Here is a 15,333-nt window from a genome sequence, read left to right on the forward strand (position 1 = left end):
TATTGCGTTCAAACGCCACGCAGGCTTTTCGCGCCATGGGGCGCGGCGCCCGGTCGGGCGCTCCGGTGAGCGGATGAAGGGAGAAAATCCCTTCATCCGCTCACCGGTATGAAAGGGGTGCTATCCCCGCCCGGCGATCAGGCTTTCGGCGGCGGCGCGGGCCTCCGCGGTGACGGTGGCGCCGGAGAGCATGCGGGCGATCTCCTCGCGCCGGTCGTCGCCGTCCAGTTCGATCACGCCGGTCGTCACCTGCTCCCCCTTCACCGACTTCTGAACCTTCAGGTGGATGGAGCCGCGGGCGGCGACCTGCGGGCTGTGGGTGACCACGAGCACCTGGAGCCCGTTGCCGAGAGTCGACAGACGCTGCCCCACCGCGGCGGCGACGGCGCCGCCGATGCCGGTGTCCACCTCGTCGAACACCAGCGTGCCGACGGTCGAGGTCTGGGCCAGCACCACCTTCAGCGCCAGCATGAAGCGCGCCAGCTCGCCGCCCGACGCGATCTTGTTCAGGGCGCCGGGGGGTGAGCCGGGGTTGGTGGCAACCTGGAAGGCCACGCGGTCCATGCCGGCGGCGGTCCAGTCCGATTCGTCGGCCAGCGGTTCGACCAGCGTGCGGAACTTCGCCTTCTCCAGCTTCAGCGGGGCGAGTTCCGCGGCGACGGCGGCGTCCAGCCGCCCGGCGGCCTGCTGACGCTCCCGGCTCAGCGACTCGGCGGCCTTGCGGTAGGCGTCGCGGGCGGCCTCGGCCTCGCGGGCGAGGCGGGCGAGCAGGTCGCCCTGGTCCTCGATCAGCAGCAGCCGGTCGGCCATGTCCTTGCGCAGGGGGGCCAGCGCATCCACGTCCACGCCGTGCTTGCGGGCGGCGGCGCGGAGCGCGAACAGCCGTTCCTCCAGCTTCTCCAAAGCCTGCGGGTCCATGTCCACGTCGGAGGAGACGGCCTGGAGACCGGCGATGGCCTCTCCCGCCTCGGTTGCGGCGCGGTCCAGCGCGGCGATCACCGGGTCCAGCTTGCCGCCGGCCTTGTCGGCGATGCGGCTGAGCGTGCGGATGGCCGCGGACAGGGCGCGCTCCACCCCGCGGTCGCCCGACAACTCCCCATAGGCGGCGTTCAGGGCGTCGACCAGCTTTTCCCGGTGCATCAGCACGGCGCGGGTCTCGGCCAGCTCCTCCTCCTCCCCCGGCTTGGGGGCCAGCGCGTCCAGCTCGGCCACGGCGTGGCGGAGATACTCCTCCTCCGAGCGGGCGCGGGCGATCTCGGCGGCGGCGTTGGCGCGCGCGTCCTCCACCTGCCTCCAGGCGCGGTGGGCGGCGGCCACCTGGGCGGCCTGCGCGGCCAGCCCGGCGTAGGCGTCCAGCACGCTGCGGTGGGTCTGCGGGTTCAGAAGGCCGTGGGTGTCGAACTGGCCATGGACCTCGACCAGCTCCTCTCCCAACCGCTTCAGCAGGCCGACGCCCACCGCCTGATCGTTGACCCAGGCGCGGCTGCGCCCGTCGGCGCTGACGGTGCGGCGGACCACCAGCCGTTCCTCGGGGTCGAGCCCCTGCTCCTTGAGGATGGCCAGCGCCGGATGGTCGCCCGACAGCTCGAACTCCGCCGTCACCGACGCCTGATCGGCGCCATGGCGGACGAGGCCCGAATCGGCCCGCGCGCCAAGGGCCAGCCCCAGCGCGTCGAGCAGGATGGACTTGCCGGCACCGGTCTCGCCGGTGAGGACGCACAGGCCCTTGCGGAAGCCCAGCCCCAGCCGTTCGATCAGGACGACGTCCCGGATCGTCAGCGAAGCCAGCATGGATCGGCCTAGAACAGGGAGCTCCAGGCTCTGCTGATCCAGGACTTCTCGTTTCGCTCCGGACGCACGTTGGCGTCCACCAGCAGTGCGTAGCTGTCCGTGTACCATTCGCTGCCGGGGAAGTTGTGGCCGAGCACGGCGGCGGCGGTCTTCGCCTCGTCCGTGATTCCCAGCGCCAGATAGCACTCCACCAGCCGGTGAAGCGCCTCAGGCACATGGGAGGTCGTCTGGTAGCTTTCAATCACCGTGCGGAACCGGCCGATGGCGGCGGTGTACTGCCCCTGCTTCAGATAGAAGCGCCCGACCTCCATCTCCTTGCCGGCGAGATGGTCGTTGGTCAGGTCGATCTTGATCTTGGCGTCGCGGGCGTACGGGCTGTCCGGGAAGCGGCGCACGACCTCCGACAGCGCGTCCAGCGCCAGACGGGTCATGCGCTGGTCGCGGCGGATGTCGGTGATCTGCTCGTAATAGGACAGCGCCCGCATGTAATAGGCGTAGGCGACGTCGGGGCTGCCCGGATGAAGCTGGATGTAGCGGTCGAGCGCCAGGATCGCGTCGTCGTACTTCAGATCCTGGTAATGCGCGTAGGCCGCCATGATCTGCGCCTTGCCCGCCCATTCGGAATAGGGGTGCTGGCGCTCCACCTCGTCGTAGAGCTTGGCGGCGACCCGGAACCGCTCCTCCCGCATGGCCGCGTCGGCCTCTTGGTAGATCTGCTCGGCCGGGCGCTCGACATACTGGTCCTCGGGCTTGGTCGAGGAGCAGGCGGTCAGGGCGGAGGCCAGGAGGAGGGCCGCGAGCGGCAGGCGGGTGAAACGGCGGGGCATGGTCGTCGCAGTGCTTTCGAAGTTGGCCCTATATAGCACGCCGGGGCGCGGGGGCGGCAAGCCGCTTCGGCGAACAAATTTCGAACCACGGTGTCGGCGGGGCCGGATAACCGCCGGTCAGCCGAACAGCGCGTCGATGTCGGCCTGGCTGATGTTGCCCATTTCCTGCTGGTCGGCGGGGCCGTGCAGCTCCAGCGTCTCGTCCATCTTGGTGACGGTGGGCGGCAGGGGCATCGCCTCGAACTCGCGCTTGTTCCAGTGGCTCATCATCGCGTCCACGCGCTCTTCGATGAAGGACAGCGCGCGCACGACCTTGGTGATCCGCTGGCCGGTCAGGTCCTGGAAGTTGCAGGCTTCGTAGATGCGGACGATCACGTCGTTCATGTCGTTGACGCGGTCGGCGTGATAGCCCTCCGGCAGCGACGACTTCAGCTCGTGAACGACCTCCTCCAACTCCTCCGCGCAGGCCATGATGGTGTTGGTCGCGGCCTCCGTCGCGGAGACGACGGCGCTCAGTTCCTGGGATGCCTGCTGGAACTTGTCGTCGCCGGCCAGAGGGTGGCGGATGGCCGCCATTTCCACCTTGGTCGCCTTGATCCGGCCCGAGATGTCGGCGATCTCGACCTGGATCTGGTCGATCTGCTGGGCGTCCATGGTCAGGAAGCGGTCGAGCTTGGCGCCGAGGTCGCCGATGGCGCGGATGACCTCGCTGTTGTCCACCGTCACCGGACCGGACGGCAGGGACGCCAGCGCCGGGGCCAGGGCGGAGGCGTCGTCCACCACGGATTGATAGGGATTGCCGTTCCGGCGGGCCTTCTGAAGCTCGGCCATGAAGGGTTTCGAGAGAGTCTTCATGCGGGCTCCGCCTCTTTCCGAATGAGCGTCCGGGGCGTCAGCGCTTGCCGGGCCGTCTGGTCAGCACTGCCCGCCGGGACCGGCATCGGCCCGGCGGACGACGATCGTCATAACAAACTTCACAGTCCTTTTCGCCTGCCGATTGGCACCGCGACAACTCTTCACAACTCCGACACCGAACCGTCTCCGGGTCGGTCATCAGCCGAACAGAGCGTCGATCGCGGCCTGATCCAGCGGGGCCGGCGGTTCGTCCGCCGCGGGCGGCGGCGGGGCCGCCGGCTTGGCCGCGGGCTTGGGCACCGGCTTCGCCGCGGAGGGCGGCTTGGGCACCGGCTTCTTGGCCGGAGCGGGGGCCGGAGCGGGCGCCGGAGCCGCGGGGGCGGGAGCCGGGCTGTCGAACAGGCTGTCGATGTCCGCTTGGCTGGCCTGCACCGGGGCGGCGGCCGGAGCCGGGCTGTCGAACAGACTGTCGATGTCCGCCTGGCTCGCCTTGGCTCCAGTCGCCGGTGCGGCAGGAGCCGGCTCGGGGACCGGCGGCGGAGCCGGAGCCGGGCTGTCGAACATGCTGTCCACGTCGGCCTGGCTGACGCCGAGACCGTCGAGCTGCGGGCCGTTCAGCAGATGGGCGTCCGGGCGGGTGTCCGTGTTTTCCTGCGCGACCTGGATGCCGGCAAGCTTCTCGATGCCCCAGATGTTGATCATCGCGTTGACGCGCTGCTCGATGTAGCGGAGCGCGTTGACCACCTTGCTGGTGCGCTGGCCGGTCAGGTCCTGGAACGAGCAGGCGGTGAAGATGTTCGTCACCTCCCCCTCGATCTCGGAGCAGAGGCCGGGATCGGCGCCCTCCGCCTTCAGCTTGCCCGACAGGTCCATCAGCCGCTCGGCGGCGTTCAGGATCTCGAAGGACGCGCGTTCGGTCGAGATGACGATGGCGTCCAGCTCGTTCGTCGCCGATGTGATCTTGTCTCCGCCCCCGTCGGGCGGACGCAGGGCTGCGACCTCGCGCCGCGCCTGCTCGATGGAGGCAGCCATCTCCATCAGTTCGCGCCGCAGCACCTCGACGTGCTTGGCCGCTTCCACCACCTCGCTCTGCTGGTGCCAGGAGCTGCGGAACTCCACCAGCATTTTGCGCACTTCCTCCGCCGCGGCCCCATGGGCCCGGCGGTGGAAGCGGCGCAGGAAGGCACGCCCCTTGTTCGTGCGGGCGATCGCTTCCTCGATCTGGTCGAACTCTTCCTCGGAAAGCTGCGGAAGCTGTTCCAACCCAACCACTCCTTACCCGCCGATGACGGCCTGGATCTTCTGCTTCAGCGTATCGGCGTTGAAAGGCTTGACGATGTAGTTGTTCACGCCGGCCTGCTTGGCGGCGATCACGTTCTCGGTCTTGCTTTCGGCGGTGACCATGATGAACGGCGTCGAGGCGAGCTTGGCGTCGGCGCGGATCTCCTTGAGGAGCTGCAGGCCGGTCATCGGCTCCATGTTCCAGTCGGAAATGATGAGCCCGAACTTGCTCTCGCGCAGCTTCTGCAGAGCCGAGACGCCGTCGCCGGCCTCGTCGATGTCCGTGTAGCCGATCTGGGTCAGGAGGTTCCGCACGATGCGCCGCATGGTGGCGTAGTCATCGACGACAAGGATCTTCATCTACGCGTCTCCGCATTCTTCCGTTGCTAGGCCCCGGCCCGGCGTTCAGCCCGCCCGGCGCTGCATGGCGAGCGCCGAGGTCGAGGTCTGGTCCGACTGTGATGCCCTAAGTCTGCCGAAAAGTCATCCCTCACGGACACAGTGAGGTAAGCCCGTAAATATCGGGTTACCAAGACCGCCGAATTTCATTCGTGCTCAAATACGATGAAGCATCGTTTCAGGCACGGACGCGCTTCCGGCGGCGGTCCGAACGGACATACCCCTGCACCGGGTGGGGACCTTGCCAGATTTCCCGACCGAACGCACGGGCTGATTTGCGCCCGGAAGTTCCGCCGTCCGCAGGCCAAGGTCCGATGCGGGGCATCTCCATCAGACGATGATCGGAGAAGTTGCCTGCCGCAGCCATTGGATCACCGCATCGCTTCCCTCGCTGGAGAGTTGAGTCTCCAGGACCTCGCGCACCTGGGCGTGGTAGGCGTTCAGCCAGGCGATCTCCTCCTGCGTCATCAGTGCCGGCTCGACGAGGTTGCGGTCGATGGGCGCCAGGGTCAGCACCTCGAACCCCAGCATGGGCCGATCCGCCATGGGCAGGTCGAGCGGCTGGACGACGATCAGGTTCTCGATGCGGATGCCGTAGGCGCCGGTCTTGTAGTAGCCGGGCTCGTTGGACAGGATCATGCCGGGCTGGAGCGCCACGCTGTTCGGCACCTTGGAGATGCGCTGCGGCCCCTCATGCACCGACAGGTAGCTGCCCACCCCATGGCCGGTGCCGTGGTCGTAGTCCAGCCCCAGCCTCCACAGCGGCAGGCGGGCCAGCGTGTCGAGCTGCGACCCCGTGGTGCCGCGCGGGAAACGCGCCGTGCTGACGGCGATGTGGCCCTTCAGGACGAGGGTGAAGCGCTCCCGCATCTCCGGAGTCGGCGCGCCGATGGCGATGGTGCGCGTCACGTCGGTGGTGCCGTCCTGATACTGGGCGCCGCTGTCCAGCAGGAACAGGCTGCCCGGCTCCAGCCGGCGGTCGGTCGCCTCCGACGCGCGGTAATGGACGATGGCTCCGTTCGGCCCAGCGCCGGAAATGGTGTCGAAGCTGAGGCCGCGGAACCGCTCGTTGACGCGGCGGAAGTCCAGAAGCCGCTCCGCCGCCGCCATCTCCGTCACGGTGCCGGAGGGCGCCTCCTGCGACAGCCAGTGCAGGAACCGGACGAGCGCCGCGCCGTCGCGGATGTGGGCGGCGCGGGTGCCGGCCAGCTCCGCCTCGTTCTTGCAGGCCTTGGGCAGGGCGCAGGGGTCGGGGTCGCGTTCCAGCTTCGCGCCGGCCAGATGCAGCCGGTCGAAGATCCAGGCGGAGGTGGAGGCCGGGTCCACCATCACCTTGCGCCCCTCGCGCCCCAGCGCATCCAGCGCCGCGCCCAGATCGTCGGGCGCGCGCACGGCCACCTGGTTGCCGAGATGGGACTCCACGCCCGGCGCCAGCTTGCGGCGGTCGATGAAGAGATCCACCTGCCCGTCGTCCTTCAGCACCGCGAAGGACAGCGGCAACGGCGTGCAGGGCACGTCCGCCCCCCGCAGGTTCAGCAGCCACGCGATGGAGTCGGGCTGGGTCAGCACCACGGCGCCGACGCCGTTCCGCTTCAGGTCCCCGGCGATGCGGGCGCGCTTGTCGGCGGCGCCGTCACCCGCGAAGGCGATGTCCTGCGCCACCACCGGGGCCAGCGGGGCCGGCGGCTGGCCGGTCCACACGCGGTCCACCGGGTTGTCCGGGCAGGGCACCAGGGACAGGCCGATGCGCTCCAATTGCTGGCGGGTGCGCTCCACCCAGCCGGCGGTGTGCAACCAAGGATCGTAACCAAGACGCCCGCCGCGCGGCAGCGCGTCCGCCGCCCAATCGGTCAGCGGGTCGTCCACCAGATGCCGGTATTCATAGAGATCGCCCGACACCTCCGCCTGGACCTGGAGCGTGTAGCGCCCGTCCACGAACACGGCGGCGCGCTGCCGCCCGACCACGGCGTGGCCCGCCGATCCGGTGAAGCCGGTCAGCCAGGCCAGCCGCTGGGCGCGCGGCGGCACATATTCCCCCTGATGCTCGTCGCCGCGCGGGACGATGAAGCCGTCCAGATCGGCGCGCGCCAGGACGCCGCGCAGGGCGGCGATGCGGGCGGCGTAATCCGGAGTCTCGGCAACACGGCCATCGGCCAGTTCGGCCTTCAGGGCGCGGAGCTGGCCTTTGAGGTCTTCGGAAAGCCGCTCCCCGACCATGACCATCCAGCCGTCGGGCTCCACCCCCTCCGGCGCCGCGAGCACCCCGGCGACGAGGCTGCGGACATCCGCGGGGGTTTGGGGCACGCCCGTTTGGGCCAAAAGCTGCGCCAGGGTTTCGTCGCCGCGGTAAGCGCTGGACACGGGGGCTGATCCTCATCCGGTGAAGCCGACCGCGACAGGCTAGGCAGGGACGCCGCACCGCGCAAGCGCGGGAAAGGGCATAGGCACACGAACGGCCCGGCCCAAACGACCGAGTTCTCAGATCCCCGAATCGTCGGGCAGACCCAGCCGTTCCAGAACGCGCTTGCGCGCGGCGCCGCGGTCCACGTCCGGCACATGCAGCAGACCGCCGATGCGGCGCAGCAGGTTGGCCTCCAGATCGTTCAGTTCGCCGTCGGCGTAGGCGACCTCCCACAGCATCTCGATGATCCACAGCCGCTTGTCCGGCGGGCAGTGGTCGTTGATGACCGTGACGTAACGGTAATAGGGCGAGGCGCCTTCCGTGTCGAACACGGCGGCGGACAGCAGGTCCTGCGCCTCCTCCTCGCTCAGATGGAAGTGGCGGCGGGTGACGTCGAGGATGCGCGCGCGCTCCGCCGCGGAGATGGTGTCGTCGGTCCGCGCCGCCTCGACCAGAAGGGCGGCGGCGGCGGCCTCCAGCCTGTGGCGGTCGTCGCCGGGGTCGTTCTCCTGGAACAGCGCCCTGATCCGGTTCAGCATCGGTCCTCCTCCGGTCGTCCAGTCATCCGGTCAAGGAGATGGCGACGGGAGGACCGAAAACCAGAGGCGTCAGCCCTTTACGGCCTTCCGCTTCGGGCGCTTCACCACAAGGGTGGTCCATTCGCCGACCGGGATGCGGGAGACGAGGTGAAGGCCCTGGGCGCGGTGCGCCTGGATGACGTGGCGCTCCTGCCGGTTCAGCAGCCCGGCCAGGACGGCCACCCCGCCGCGCTGGAGATGGCGCTTGAGTTGCGGCGCCATGCGGGCCAGCGGGCGGGCCAGGATGTTGGCGGTGATGAGGCGGTAGGGCTTGTGCTTGCCCACGATGGCGGTGTGGTAGCCGTCGCCGCCCTGCGAGCGGATGCGGGCCTTCACCCCGTTGAGGGCGGCGTTGACGCGGGTGACGCGCACCGCCTCCGGATCGATGTCCACGGCGGTGACGGGCACCCGCCAGCGCTTGGTCACCGCCAGCGCCAGGATGCCCGACCCGCAGCCCATGTCGAGCGCCCCGCCCCGCCCGCGGTGCGGCAGGGCCATGCGGCGCGACAGCCGGTCCAGGGCCATCAGGCAACCCTTGGTCGAGCCGTGCTCGCCCGTGCCGAAGGCGGTGGCGGCGTCGACCAGCAGCGGGATGCTGCCCGCCGGGACGATCCCCTCATGGTGGGAGCCGTGGACGAAGAAGCGCCCGGCCTGGATCGGCGGAAAGCCCTGGTAGCTGTGCGACACCCAGTCGATGAGGGGCAGTTCCTCGACGATCAGCTTCGGCTCGGGAATGCCCACGGCCTCCGCCAGAACGGCGACGCGGGCGTTCAGCCGCGCCTCGTCCGGCTGCCCATAGACCGTCGCCTCGACCAGCCAGTCGCCGTGCTCCTCAAGCTCGAAGGTGGACACCGCGTCGGCATGGTCGCCAATCGCCTCGGCGAACGCGGGGGCGTGGGCTTCGGGAATGACGAGCGCGATGCGCCAGAGCTTGGAGGAGGACATGAAGAATCCGCATTTCGGGGGGAATCGTCGTAGTGGAAGCGGTTTTACCACCAAGCCACAAAGACACAAAGATTTTCACAAAGTCAGTGCGGTCCGTCAGAGCACCCGGCGCCGAACCCCCTCCTTGAAGCACGGCACGTTGAAATTCATCAGGAATCCCAGACGGTGCCCAGTCATCCGCAGGTAGGTCAGAAGCTGCGCTTCGTGGACCGGCAGGGTGTGCTCGACCGCCTTGATCTCGATGACGATTGAATCGTCCACGAGGACGTCAATGCGGAATCCCTCGTCGATCCGCACGTCATCATACTGAATGGGAACGATGACCTGACGCTTGACCGAGAGGCCGCGTTTGGACAGCTCATGGACAAGGCAAGCTTCGTACACGGATTCAAGCAATCCCGGCCCGAGACGGCTGTGAACCGTATAGCCCGCATCCACGACCTCGCGTGACAAGGCGTTCAGCGCGGAAGATACGGCCCCATCCATGCGAAAACGTCCTTCGTGAATTTCTTCGTGCCTTCGTGTCTTCGTGGTTTCCCCTCCCCCACCCGACACTCCCTCACCGCCCCGACAGCCGGTCCGCGATGTCGTGCATTCCCTGTTCGCGCAGGATCGCCTGCCGGTGGCGGACCAGCCGGCGGGCCAGCGCCTTTTCCACCTCGGCGCCGCCCAGCAGGCGCCCCTGCGGATCGCGCAGATGGGTGGCGAGGTGGTCGGCCAGCAGCGCCTCCTTCTTCGGGTCGCGGCGGTCGAGCGGCTGGGTGCCGTTGAGCGACTGCCGGATGCGGTCCAGCAGAACGGCGCGGCAGCAGGGAGCCCGCCCCTGGACGATCAGCGTGCCGATGTGAGCCAGGATGGGGCTCACCGGTTCGCTCTTCGGTTGCGGATCGCGGCCCAGGATCAGGTCGGCCAGAGCGCACAGCCCCAGGGCAAGGTTCGGCTGCGCGCCCAGAAGCTCCTTCACCAGTTCGGCGGAGCCCAGCGCGTCGGCCATCACCCCGTCGATGAGAGCGAGGTGCCGCGGCTCCACGTCCGGCCCGATCAGGTCGAGCAGCAACTCCAGCTTGCCCGCCAGGGAATTGCGGTCCGCCAGACAAACGGTGAGTTGGCTGAGGAAGACGACATCGTGCCTTTCCTCCCCCACCGCGGCGTCGATGGCCCGGCTGGAGGCGGACAGGTCGGCGAGGTCGAAGGGCGGCAGGCCCTTGCGCTCCGCCTGGAAGTCGCGGGCGCGGGCCATCACCACATCGGCGAAGGCCCGCAATTCGCGCGCCCGCGCCGGCACCGCCACCCCGTGCCGGTCCGCGTGATGGCGGGCCACCGCCTGGATCGCCGCGCCCAGCAGCAGGCCCTGCTCGTCCAGCTTGCGCAGATAGGTCCAGGAATGGAGAAGCTCGGTCGGGGTGATGCGGAACTTGTCGAGGAAGGGGCGCAGCAACCGCCCGGTGATCGCCCGCGCCTCGAACTCGTAAAGGTCGCCGGAGGCCGTGCAGAAGGGCGCGCCCTCCGCCGTTCCGCCCAGCATCATGGGCTTGTCCTTCACCACCGGAACGGCCTTCTGGAAGATCACCGTCTCCAGCGACAGCCCGGCCAGCGTGCGGAACCGGAGGACCTTCACCTCCTCCACCCCGCTGACCGCCAGCCAACTGCGGGCGGAGGACAGTCCGCGACGTTCGTCGTCGAAGGTTCCTTCGATCGTCCAACGGCCTTCGCGGCGGATCTGGACCTCGAATGCGGTGCTGCTCTTGCCGAACACGGGGGTGGTTCCGGGGCTGTGGGCGGGATGCTGGTCCCTCCGGTGTAACCCCTCCGCCACCCTGCGGACTGTGACGACCGTCACCGCAACGGCAGGCTGCGGCAATCGGCCGCCCCGCTTCCTTTGGCCCGGCTTGTTACCCCGCCTTCTCCGCCGGCACGACGAAGCTGTCCATCACCTTCTTGCTGCCCGCCTGATCGAAGTCGATCTCCAGCTTGTCCTGATCGACCGCGGTGACGGTGCCGTAGCCGAACTTCTGGTGGAACACCCGCGCGCCCTTCGGGAAAGGCGCGTTCGGGCGGGCGCGCGGTTCGACATGGTAGGAGCCGCCGTCCAGCGTGATGGTGCGCGGCGCCGGGGGCTGCTGCCGCCCCGCCGCCTGCTGGCCGGCGCGGAAGGCGGCGAAGCTCGGCGAGTCGCGGAAGCCCCCTCCCCCGCCGAAGCCGCCGCCCCCGCCGGGATAGAGGCCGCTCGCCGCCTCCGCCTCCACGTCGCCGCCCGGGATCTCCTCCACGAAGCGGGAGGGGATGGCGCTGACCCAGTTGCCGTAGAGCCGCCGGTTGGCCGCGTGACTGATGTAGGCCCGCTTGCGCGCGCGCGTCAGCCCGACATAGGCGAGGCGGCGCTCCTCCTCCAGACCGGCGATGCCCGTCTCGTCCAGGGCACGCTGGTTGGGGAACACGCCCTCCTCCCAGCCGGGCAGGAAGACCATGTCGAACTCCAGCCCCTTGGCGCCGTGCAGCGTCATCACCGTGACCTGATCGACCCCGGCGGCCTCGGCGTTCTCCATGACCAGGGCGACATGCTCCAGGAAGCCCGGCAGGTTCTCGAACTCCGCCATGGCGGTGATGAGTTCCTTCAGGTTCTCCAGACGGCCCGGCGCCTCGGGCGTCTTGTCCTCCTGCCACATGCGGGTGTAGCCGGATTCGTCCAGCACCATGCGCGCCAGATCGGTGTGGGGCATGGTCGCCGACAGGGTGCGCCAGCGGAAGAAGTCCTGAAGCAGGTTGCGCACCGTGCCGCGCACCTTCGGCTTCAGCTCGTCCGTCTCGGTCAGCGCCCAGCCGGCCTCGGTCAGCGGCATGCCGCGCGCCCGCGCCGCCTGATAGAGGCATTGCAGGGCCGCCGGGCCAATGCCGCGCTTGGGCACGTTGACGATGCGCTCGAAGGCCAGATCGTCGTCGGGCGAATTGACGACGCGCAGATAGGCCATCGCGTCGCGGATCTCCTGCCGCTCGTAGAAGCGCGGGCCGCCGATCACCCGGTAAGGCAGGCCCAGCGTGATGAAGCGCTCTTCGAACTCGCGGGTCTGGAAGCCGGCGCGGACCAGCACCGCGATCTGGGCGAGCGACACGCCCTGGCGCTGCAGCGCCTCGATCTCGTCGCCGACCCAGCGGGCCTCCTCCTCGCCGTCCCAGACGCCGCGCACGCGCACCGGCTCGCCGCCGTCCGCCTGGGTCCACAGCGTCTTGCCGAGCCGCCCCTTGTTGTTGGCGATCAGGCCGGAGGCCGCGGACAGGATGTGCCCGGTGGAGCGGTAGTTCTGCTCCAGCTTGACCACCTTGGCGCCGGGAAAGTCGGCCTCGAAGCGCAGGATGTTGCCGATCTCCGCGCCGCGCCAGGCGTAGATGGAGTTGTGGGTGTAGATCCCGTCCGCCAGGAAATTGTGGGTCGATTCGATGTCCAGATCGTGGACGGTCCCTTCGTAGAAGACGCGCTCGACGGACGTGACGATGTCGTAACCGCCATCGTCCGAGAACATGGCCATGCCCGGCAGCACCGCTGCGGCCGGGGTGAAGGGAAGTGAATTGGCTTCCGTCACGTCGCCCTGGTTGGTGCCCAGACGAGCGACGCGGATCAGGTTCACGGCACCGAAAGCCTCGCGAATCCGTTCCGCGTCGGCCAGCAGCCGTCCATAGTCCCGATTGGCGGTTTCAACCCGCCAGCTTTCCGAATCCGCCTTGGCGACACGGACGCTGTAGCCGAGTTCCCTCAGCATCCCGCCGCCGTCCTCGTCGTTGCCGACGATGGAAATGCGGTGCATCGGCGTCGGACCGCGGCGGTCACCGCACAGCGTGACCACGACGTTGCGCCGGCTGGCGTTGCGCGAGCGCGGGCGGTGGTGCGGGTGATCCGCCGGCAATCCGCGGTCGGCCAACAGGCGCGCGGCGCTCGCGTCCGTGTCGAACGCCGCGAAGACCCGCGACAGATAGGCCGCGTCCTGCACCAGCCCGTTTTCCGACCGGCCCTTACGGGGAACGAACGGCAGTGTCGGAATCTGATAGCGCAGCGACGTGATGTACTCGTCGGCCCGCGCGTCGTTTTCGGTCTTGTGCGTCCCGACGATCCACAGAGCGTCGGCCCGCTCCTGCAACAGGCGCTGCGCGAAGCCGACCATCGGCTTCACCTGTCCGGCGGTGTAGACCTGGGACGTGCCGAGCCGCCAGCCGATTCCCTGCTTGTGCATCAGGTAGGTGAAATAGGTCTGCGGCGTCAGCCCCAGCCGGTAACCGGCGAAATGCACATGCTCCGGCGTGCTGACCAACCGCCGCCCGGCGGCGGTGGTGACGACGATCACGTCACCCCGGTAATCCTTGGCGTGGGTGCGCGCGACGATGGCGGGGCGCTGGTCGCCGCTGCCGAAATTGGACAGCACCGCATCGCCCGCCCGGACCTCTTCGATGGGGCGGCGGCTGCCGTCGGCCATCGTGACCGGCGTCCCGGCGACAAGGCACTGGTCCTCGTCGCCGACGCAGCAGATGTTCTTGTGCGCCTGGGACAGGATGCGCAGCCACAAATATTGCGCGACGTTGGTGTCCTGATACTCGTCCACCAGGATGTATTTGAACTTGCGGTGGTATTCCGCCAGCACGTCCGGATGCTTCTGGAAGAGCGTGATGTTGTGCAGCAGAAGGTCGCCGAAGTCGCAGGCGTTCAGCGTGCGCAGCCGCTCCTGGTACGCGCGGTAGAGCGCCACCACACGCCCACCGGCCACGTCGCCGCCGTCGCCCTCGTTCAGCCGGTCCGGGGTCAGGCCGCGGTCCTTCCAGCGCTCGATCACGCCCAAGACCTGCCGCGCCGGCCACTTCTTGGAGTCGATGTTCTCCGCCTCGAGAAGCTGCTTGATCAGGCGGATCTGGTCGTCGGTGTCGAGGATCGTGAAGTTGGACTTCAGCCCCACCAGTTCCGCGTGGCGGCGCAGGATGCGCGCGGCCAGCGCGTGAAAGGTGCCCAGCCACCAGCCCTCGGGCTCGATCCCCATCAGATGGGCGACGCGCTCCCGCATCTCGCGGGCGGCCTTGTTGGTGAAGGTCACCGTCAGAATCTGGAAGGCGGCGGCGCGGCGCGTCATCAGCAGATGGGCAAGCCGCGTCGTCAGCACGCGCGTCTTGCCCGTGCCGGCGCCGGCCAGAACCAGCACCGGTCCGTCCAGAGCCTCCACCGCCTCGCGCTGCACGGGATTCAGCCCGTCCAGATAGGCGAAGCGCTGGACCGGCGCGGGGGCCGGACCGCCCGCGTGACTGAGAGGGTCATGGCCCAGCGGATCGTCGTAGGCGTAGGGATCGGACATGCGGCACCGGAGTTTCTGGCGGATGTGCTGGCGGGCCTCCCGCGGCGGGAGACCTCCTTCATCAATGAGAGGACACCGTATATAGCACGCCCCCCGGCGCATCGAACCCCTTCCCTGGACGGAACGGCCAGGACGGCCCGACGAAGGGCCCGGGCCTAGGACCATGGGCCGGTCTACGCCCGGCATGACCTATGCCACGGCCAATGGCACTCGCCTTATCACAATGGCCGGAAGTCCCATTGGCCATCGGTTCCTGTGAATCGCGCCGCGTCACAGACAAATCACAGGCTGAATGCAACTTCGAGCCAATTGATTATTCCACACGCGACGTCCGGAGACGGCTTGATGGACGGTTTGTCTTATTTCGGCTTAGGGCATATGCCCATTGCGAGACATGATTTTTCCTTTGGGGAAATTTTCTGTTCCGCAAATCCGGGGTAAGGTTCATTCAAATCGTGGCACCCCGGAACCAAACGGACAGCCGCGCACAGCGGCCCCTCCCCCCGGACCGGATGTCCACGGAGGCGCCAGACGAACGACCGAATTGAAACAATCAGAGGGCGGGTAGGAACAATGGACCCCGTGAACGTTTTCCTGATCGACGCGAACAAGCTCTTCCGCGAAGGGATGAAGCGTCTGTTCGAGAACACGCCCTTCAAGGTGATGGGCGAGGCCGGCAGCCTGCGCGAGGGCGTTCCCGCGGTCGAGGCGGCGGGCGTCCGGCCCGAGTTGATCCTGATCGATCTCGCCAACGGCGGCGAGGACGAGGTGGAACAGCTCCGCACCCTGCGCGACAACCATCGTACGCATCCGGTGAGTAGCGCGGTCAGGCAGCTTTCGTCTGCTCGGGGATTGCCTTCCAGTTCCAGGGCAGGAGTTCGTGCAGGCGGGTTTGGGGCATGTCGTTGATGCGCGCCAGCACGTCGGCG

At 68.4% G+C, this 15,333-nt stretch carries 12 protein-coding genes; all 12 read right to left on the reverse strand.

Going from position 1 to position 15,333, the window contains the following annotated elements; translation table 11 throughout:
• Positions 1-120 precede the first annotated feature (120 nt).
• The 12 genes from recN to DS843_RS31955 all read right to left on the reverse strand — a co-directional run bounded on the left by recN (position 121) and on the right by DS843_RS31955 (position 15,205).
• Positions 121-1,791, reverse strand: coding sequence for a DNA repair protein RecN (recN, locus tag DS843_RS27420; RefSeq protein ID WP_149472002.1), 1,671 nt, complete (start codon positions 1,789-1,791; stop codon positions 121-123).
• A gap of 8 nt (positions 1,792-1,799) precedes the next feature.
• Entirely contained in the window at positions 1,800-2,618 is an 819-nt protein-coding gene (locus DS843_RS27425; protein ID WP_149472003.1) for an outer membrane protein assembly factor BamD, read from the reverse strand.
• A gap of 117 nt (positions 2,619-2,735) precedes the next feature.
• Complete coding sequence (locus tag DS843_RS27430) at positions 2,736-3,473, reverse strand: protein phosphatase CheZ (protein WP_149472004.1); 738 nt, start codon at positions 3,471-3,473, stop codon at positions 2,736-2,738.
• Positions 3,474-3,671: 198 nt separating this feature from the next.
• Positions 3,672-4,736, reverse strand: coding sequence for a protein phosphatase CheZ (locus DS843_RS27435; RefSeq protein WP_475849419.1), 1,065 nt, complete (start codon positions 4,734-4,736; stop codon positions 3,672-3,674).
• 12 nt (positions 4,737-4,748) lie between these two features.
• Positions 4,749-5,114, reverse strand: coding sequence for a chemotaxis response regulator CheY (locus tag DS843_RS27440; protein WP_014241240.1), 366 nt, complete (start codon positions 5,112-5,114; stop codon positions 4,749-4,751).
• Between the two features lie 369 nt (positions 5,115-5,483).
• Positions 5,484-7,514 carry a M24 family metallopeptidase gene (locus tag DS843_RS27445; protein WP_149472006.1) on the reverse strand — a complete coding sequence of 677 codons (2,031 nt, stop codon included), beginning with the start codon at positions 7,512-7,514 and terminating at the stop codon, positions 5,484-5,486.
• Positions 7,515-7,631: 117 nt separating this feature from the next.
• Entirely contained in the window at positions 7,632-8,093 is a 462-nt protein-coding gene (locus DS843_RS27450; RefSeq protein ID WP_149472007.1) for a tellurite resistance TerB family protein, read from the reverse strand.
• A 69-nt stretch (positions 8,094-8,162) separates the two neighbouring features.
• Positions 8,163-9,077, reverse strand: coding sequence for a 50S ribosomal protein L11 methyltransferase (locus tag DS843_RS27455; protein WP_149472008.1), 915 nt, complete (start codon positions 9,075-9,077; stop codon positions 8,163-8,165).
• Positions 9,078-9,173: 96 nt separating this feature from the next.
• Positions 9,174-9,563: a GxxExxY protein gene (locus tag DS843_RS27460; protein WP_149472009.1), complete on the reverse strand. Its 390-nt coding sequence runs from the start codon at positions 9,561-9,563 to the stop codon at positions 9,174-9,176.
• A 73-nt stretch (positions 9,564-9,636) separates the two neighbouring features.
• Entirely contained in the window at positions 9,637-10,833 is a 1,197-nt protein-coding gene (locus tag DS843_RS27465) for a hypothetical protein (protein ID WP_149472010.1), read from the reverse strand.
• Positions 10,834-10,969: 136 nt separating this feature from the next.
• Entirely contained in the window at positions 10,970-14,404 is a 3,435-nt protein-coding gene (locus DS843_RS31950; protein WP_286192357.1) for a UvrD-helicase domain-containing protein, read from the reverse strand.
• A 444-nt stretch (positions 14,405-14,848) separates the two neighbouring features.
• A complete protein-coding gene (locus DS843_RS31955) occupies positions 14,849-15,205 on the reverse strand; it encodes a hypothetical protein (protein ID WP_286192358.1) in 357 nt (118 codons plus the stop codon).
• Positions 15,206-15,333 lie beyond the last annotated feature (128 nt).

Origin of the sequence: Roseomonas genomospecies 6 (assembly GCF_008365375.1) — a bacterium.
Classification (GTDB): domain Bacteria; phylum Pseudomonadota; class Alphaproteobacteria; order Azospirillales; family Azospirillaceae; genus Azospirillum.

Excerpts from the sequence above, each read along its gene's own strand:
- DS843_RS27425 (WP_149472003.1), bottom strand. The coding sequence starts at position 2,618 with ATGCCCCGCCGTTTCACCCGCCTGCCGCTCGCGGCCCTCCTCCTGGCC.
- DS843_RS31950 (WP_286192357.1), bottom strand. The coding sequence starts at position 14,404 with ATGTCCGATCCCTACGCCTACGACGATCCGCTGGGCCATGACCCTCTC.
- DS843_RS27430 (WP_149472004.1), bottom strand. The coding sequence starts at position 3,473 with ATGAAGACTCTCTCGAAACCCTTCATGGCCGAGCTTCAGAAGGCCCGC.
- DS843_RS31955 (WP_286192358.1), bottom strand. The coding sequence starts at position 15,205 with ATGGTTGTCGCGCAGGGTGCGGAGCTGTTCCACCTCGTCCTCGCCGCC.
- DS843_RS27440 (WP_014241240.1), bottom strand. The coding sequence starts at position 5,114 with ATGAAGATCCTTGTCGTCGATGACTACGCCACCATGCGGCGCATCGTG.
- DS843_RS27460 (WP_149472009.1), bottom strand. The coding sequence starts at position 9,563 with ATGGATGGGGCCGTATCTTCCGCGCTGAACGCCTTGTCACGCGAGGTC.
- recN (WP_149472002.1), bottom strand. The coding sequence starts at position 1,791 with ATGCTGGCTTCGCTGACGATCCGGGACGTCGTCCTGATCGAACGGCTG.
- DS843_RS27455 (WP_149472008.1), bottom strand. The coding sequence starts at position 9,077 with ATGTCCTCCTCCAAGCTCTGGCGCATCGCGCTCGTCATTCCCGAAGCC.
- DS843_RS27450 (WP_149472007.1), bottom strand. The coding sequence starts at position 8,093 with ATGCTGAACCGGATCAGGGCGCTGTTCCAGGAGAACGACCCCGGCGAC.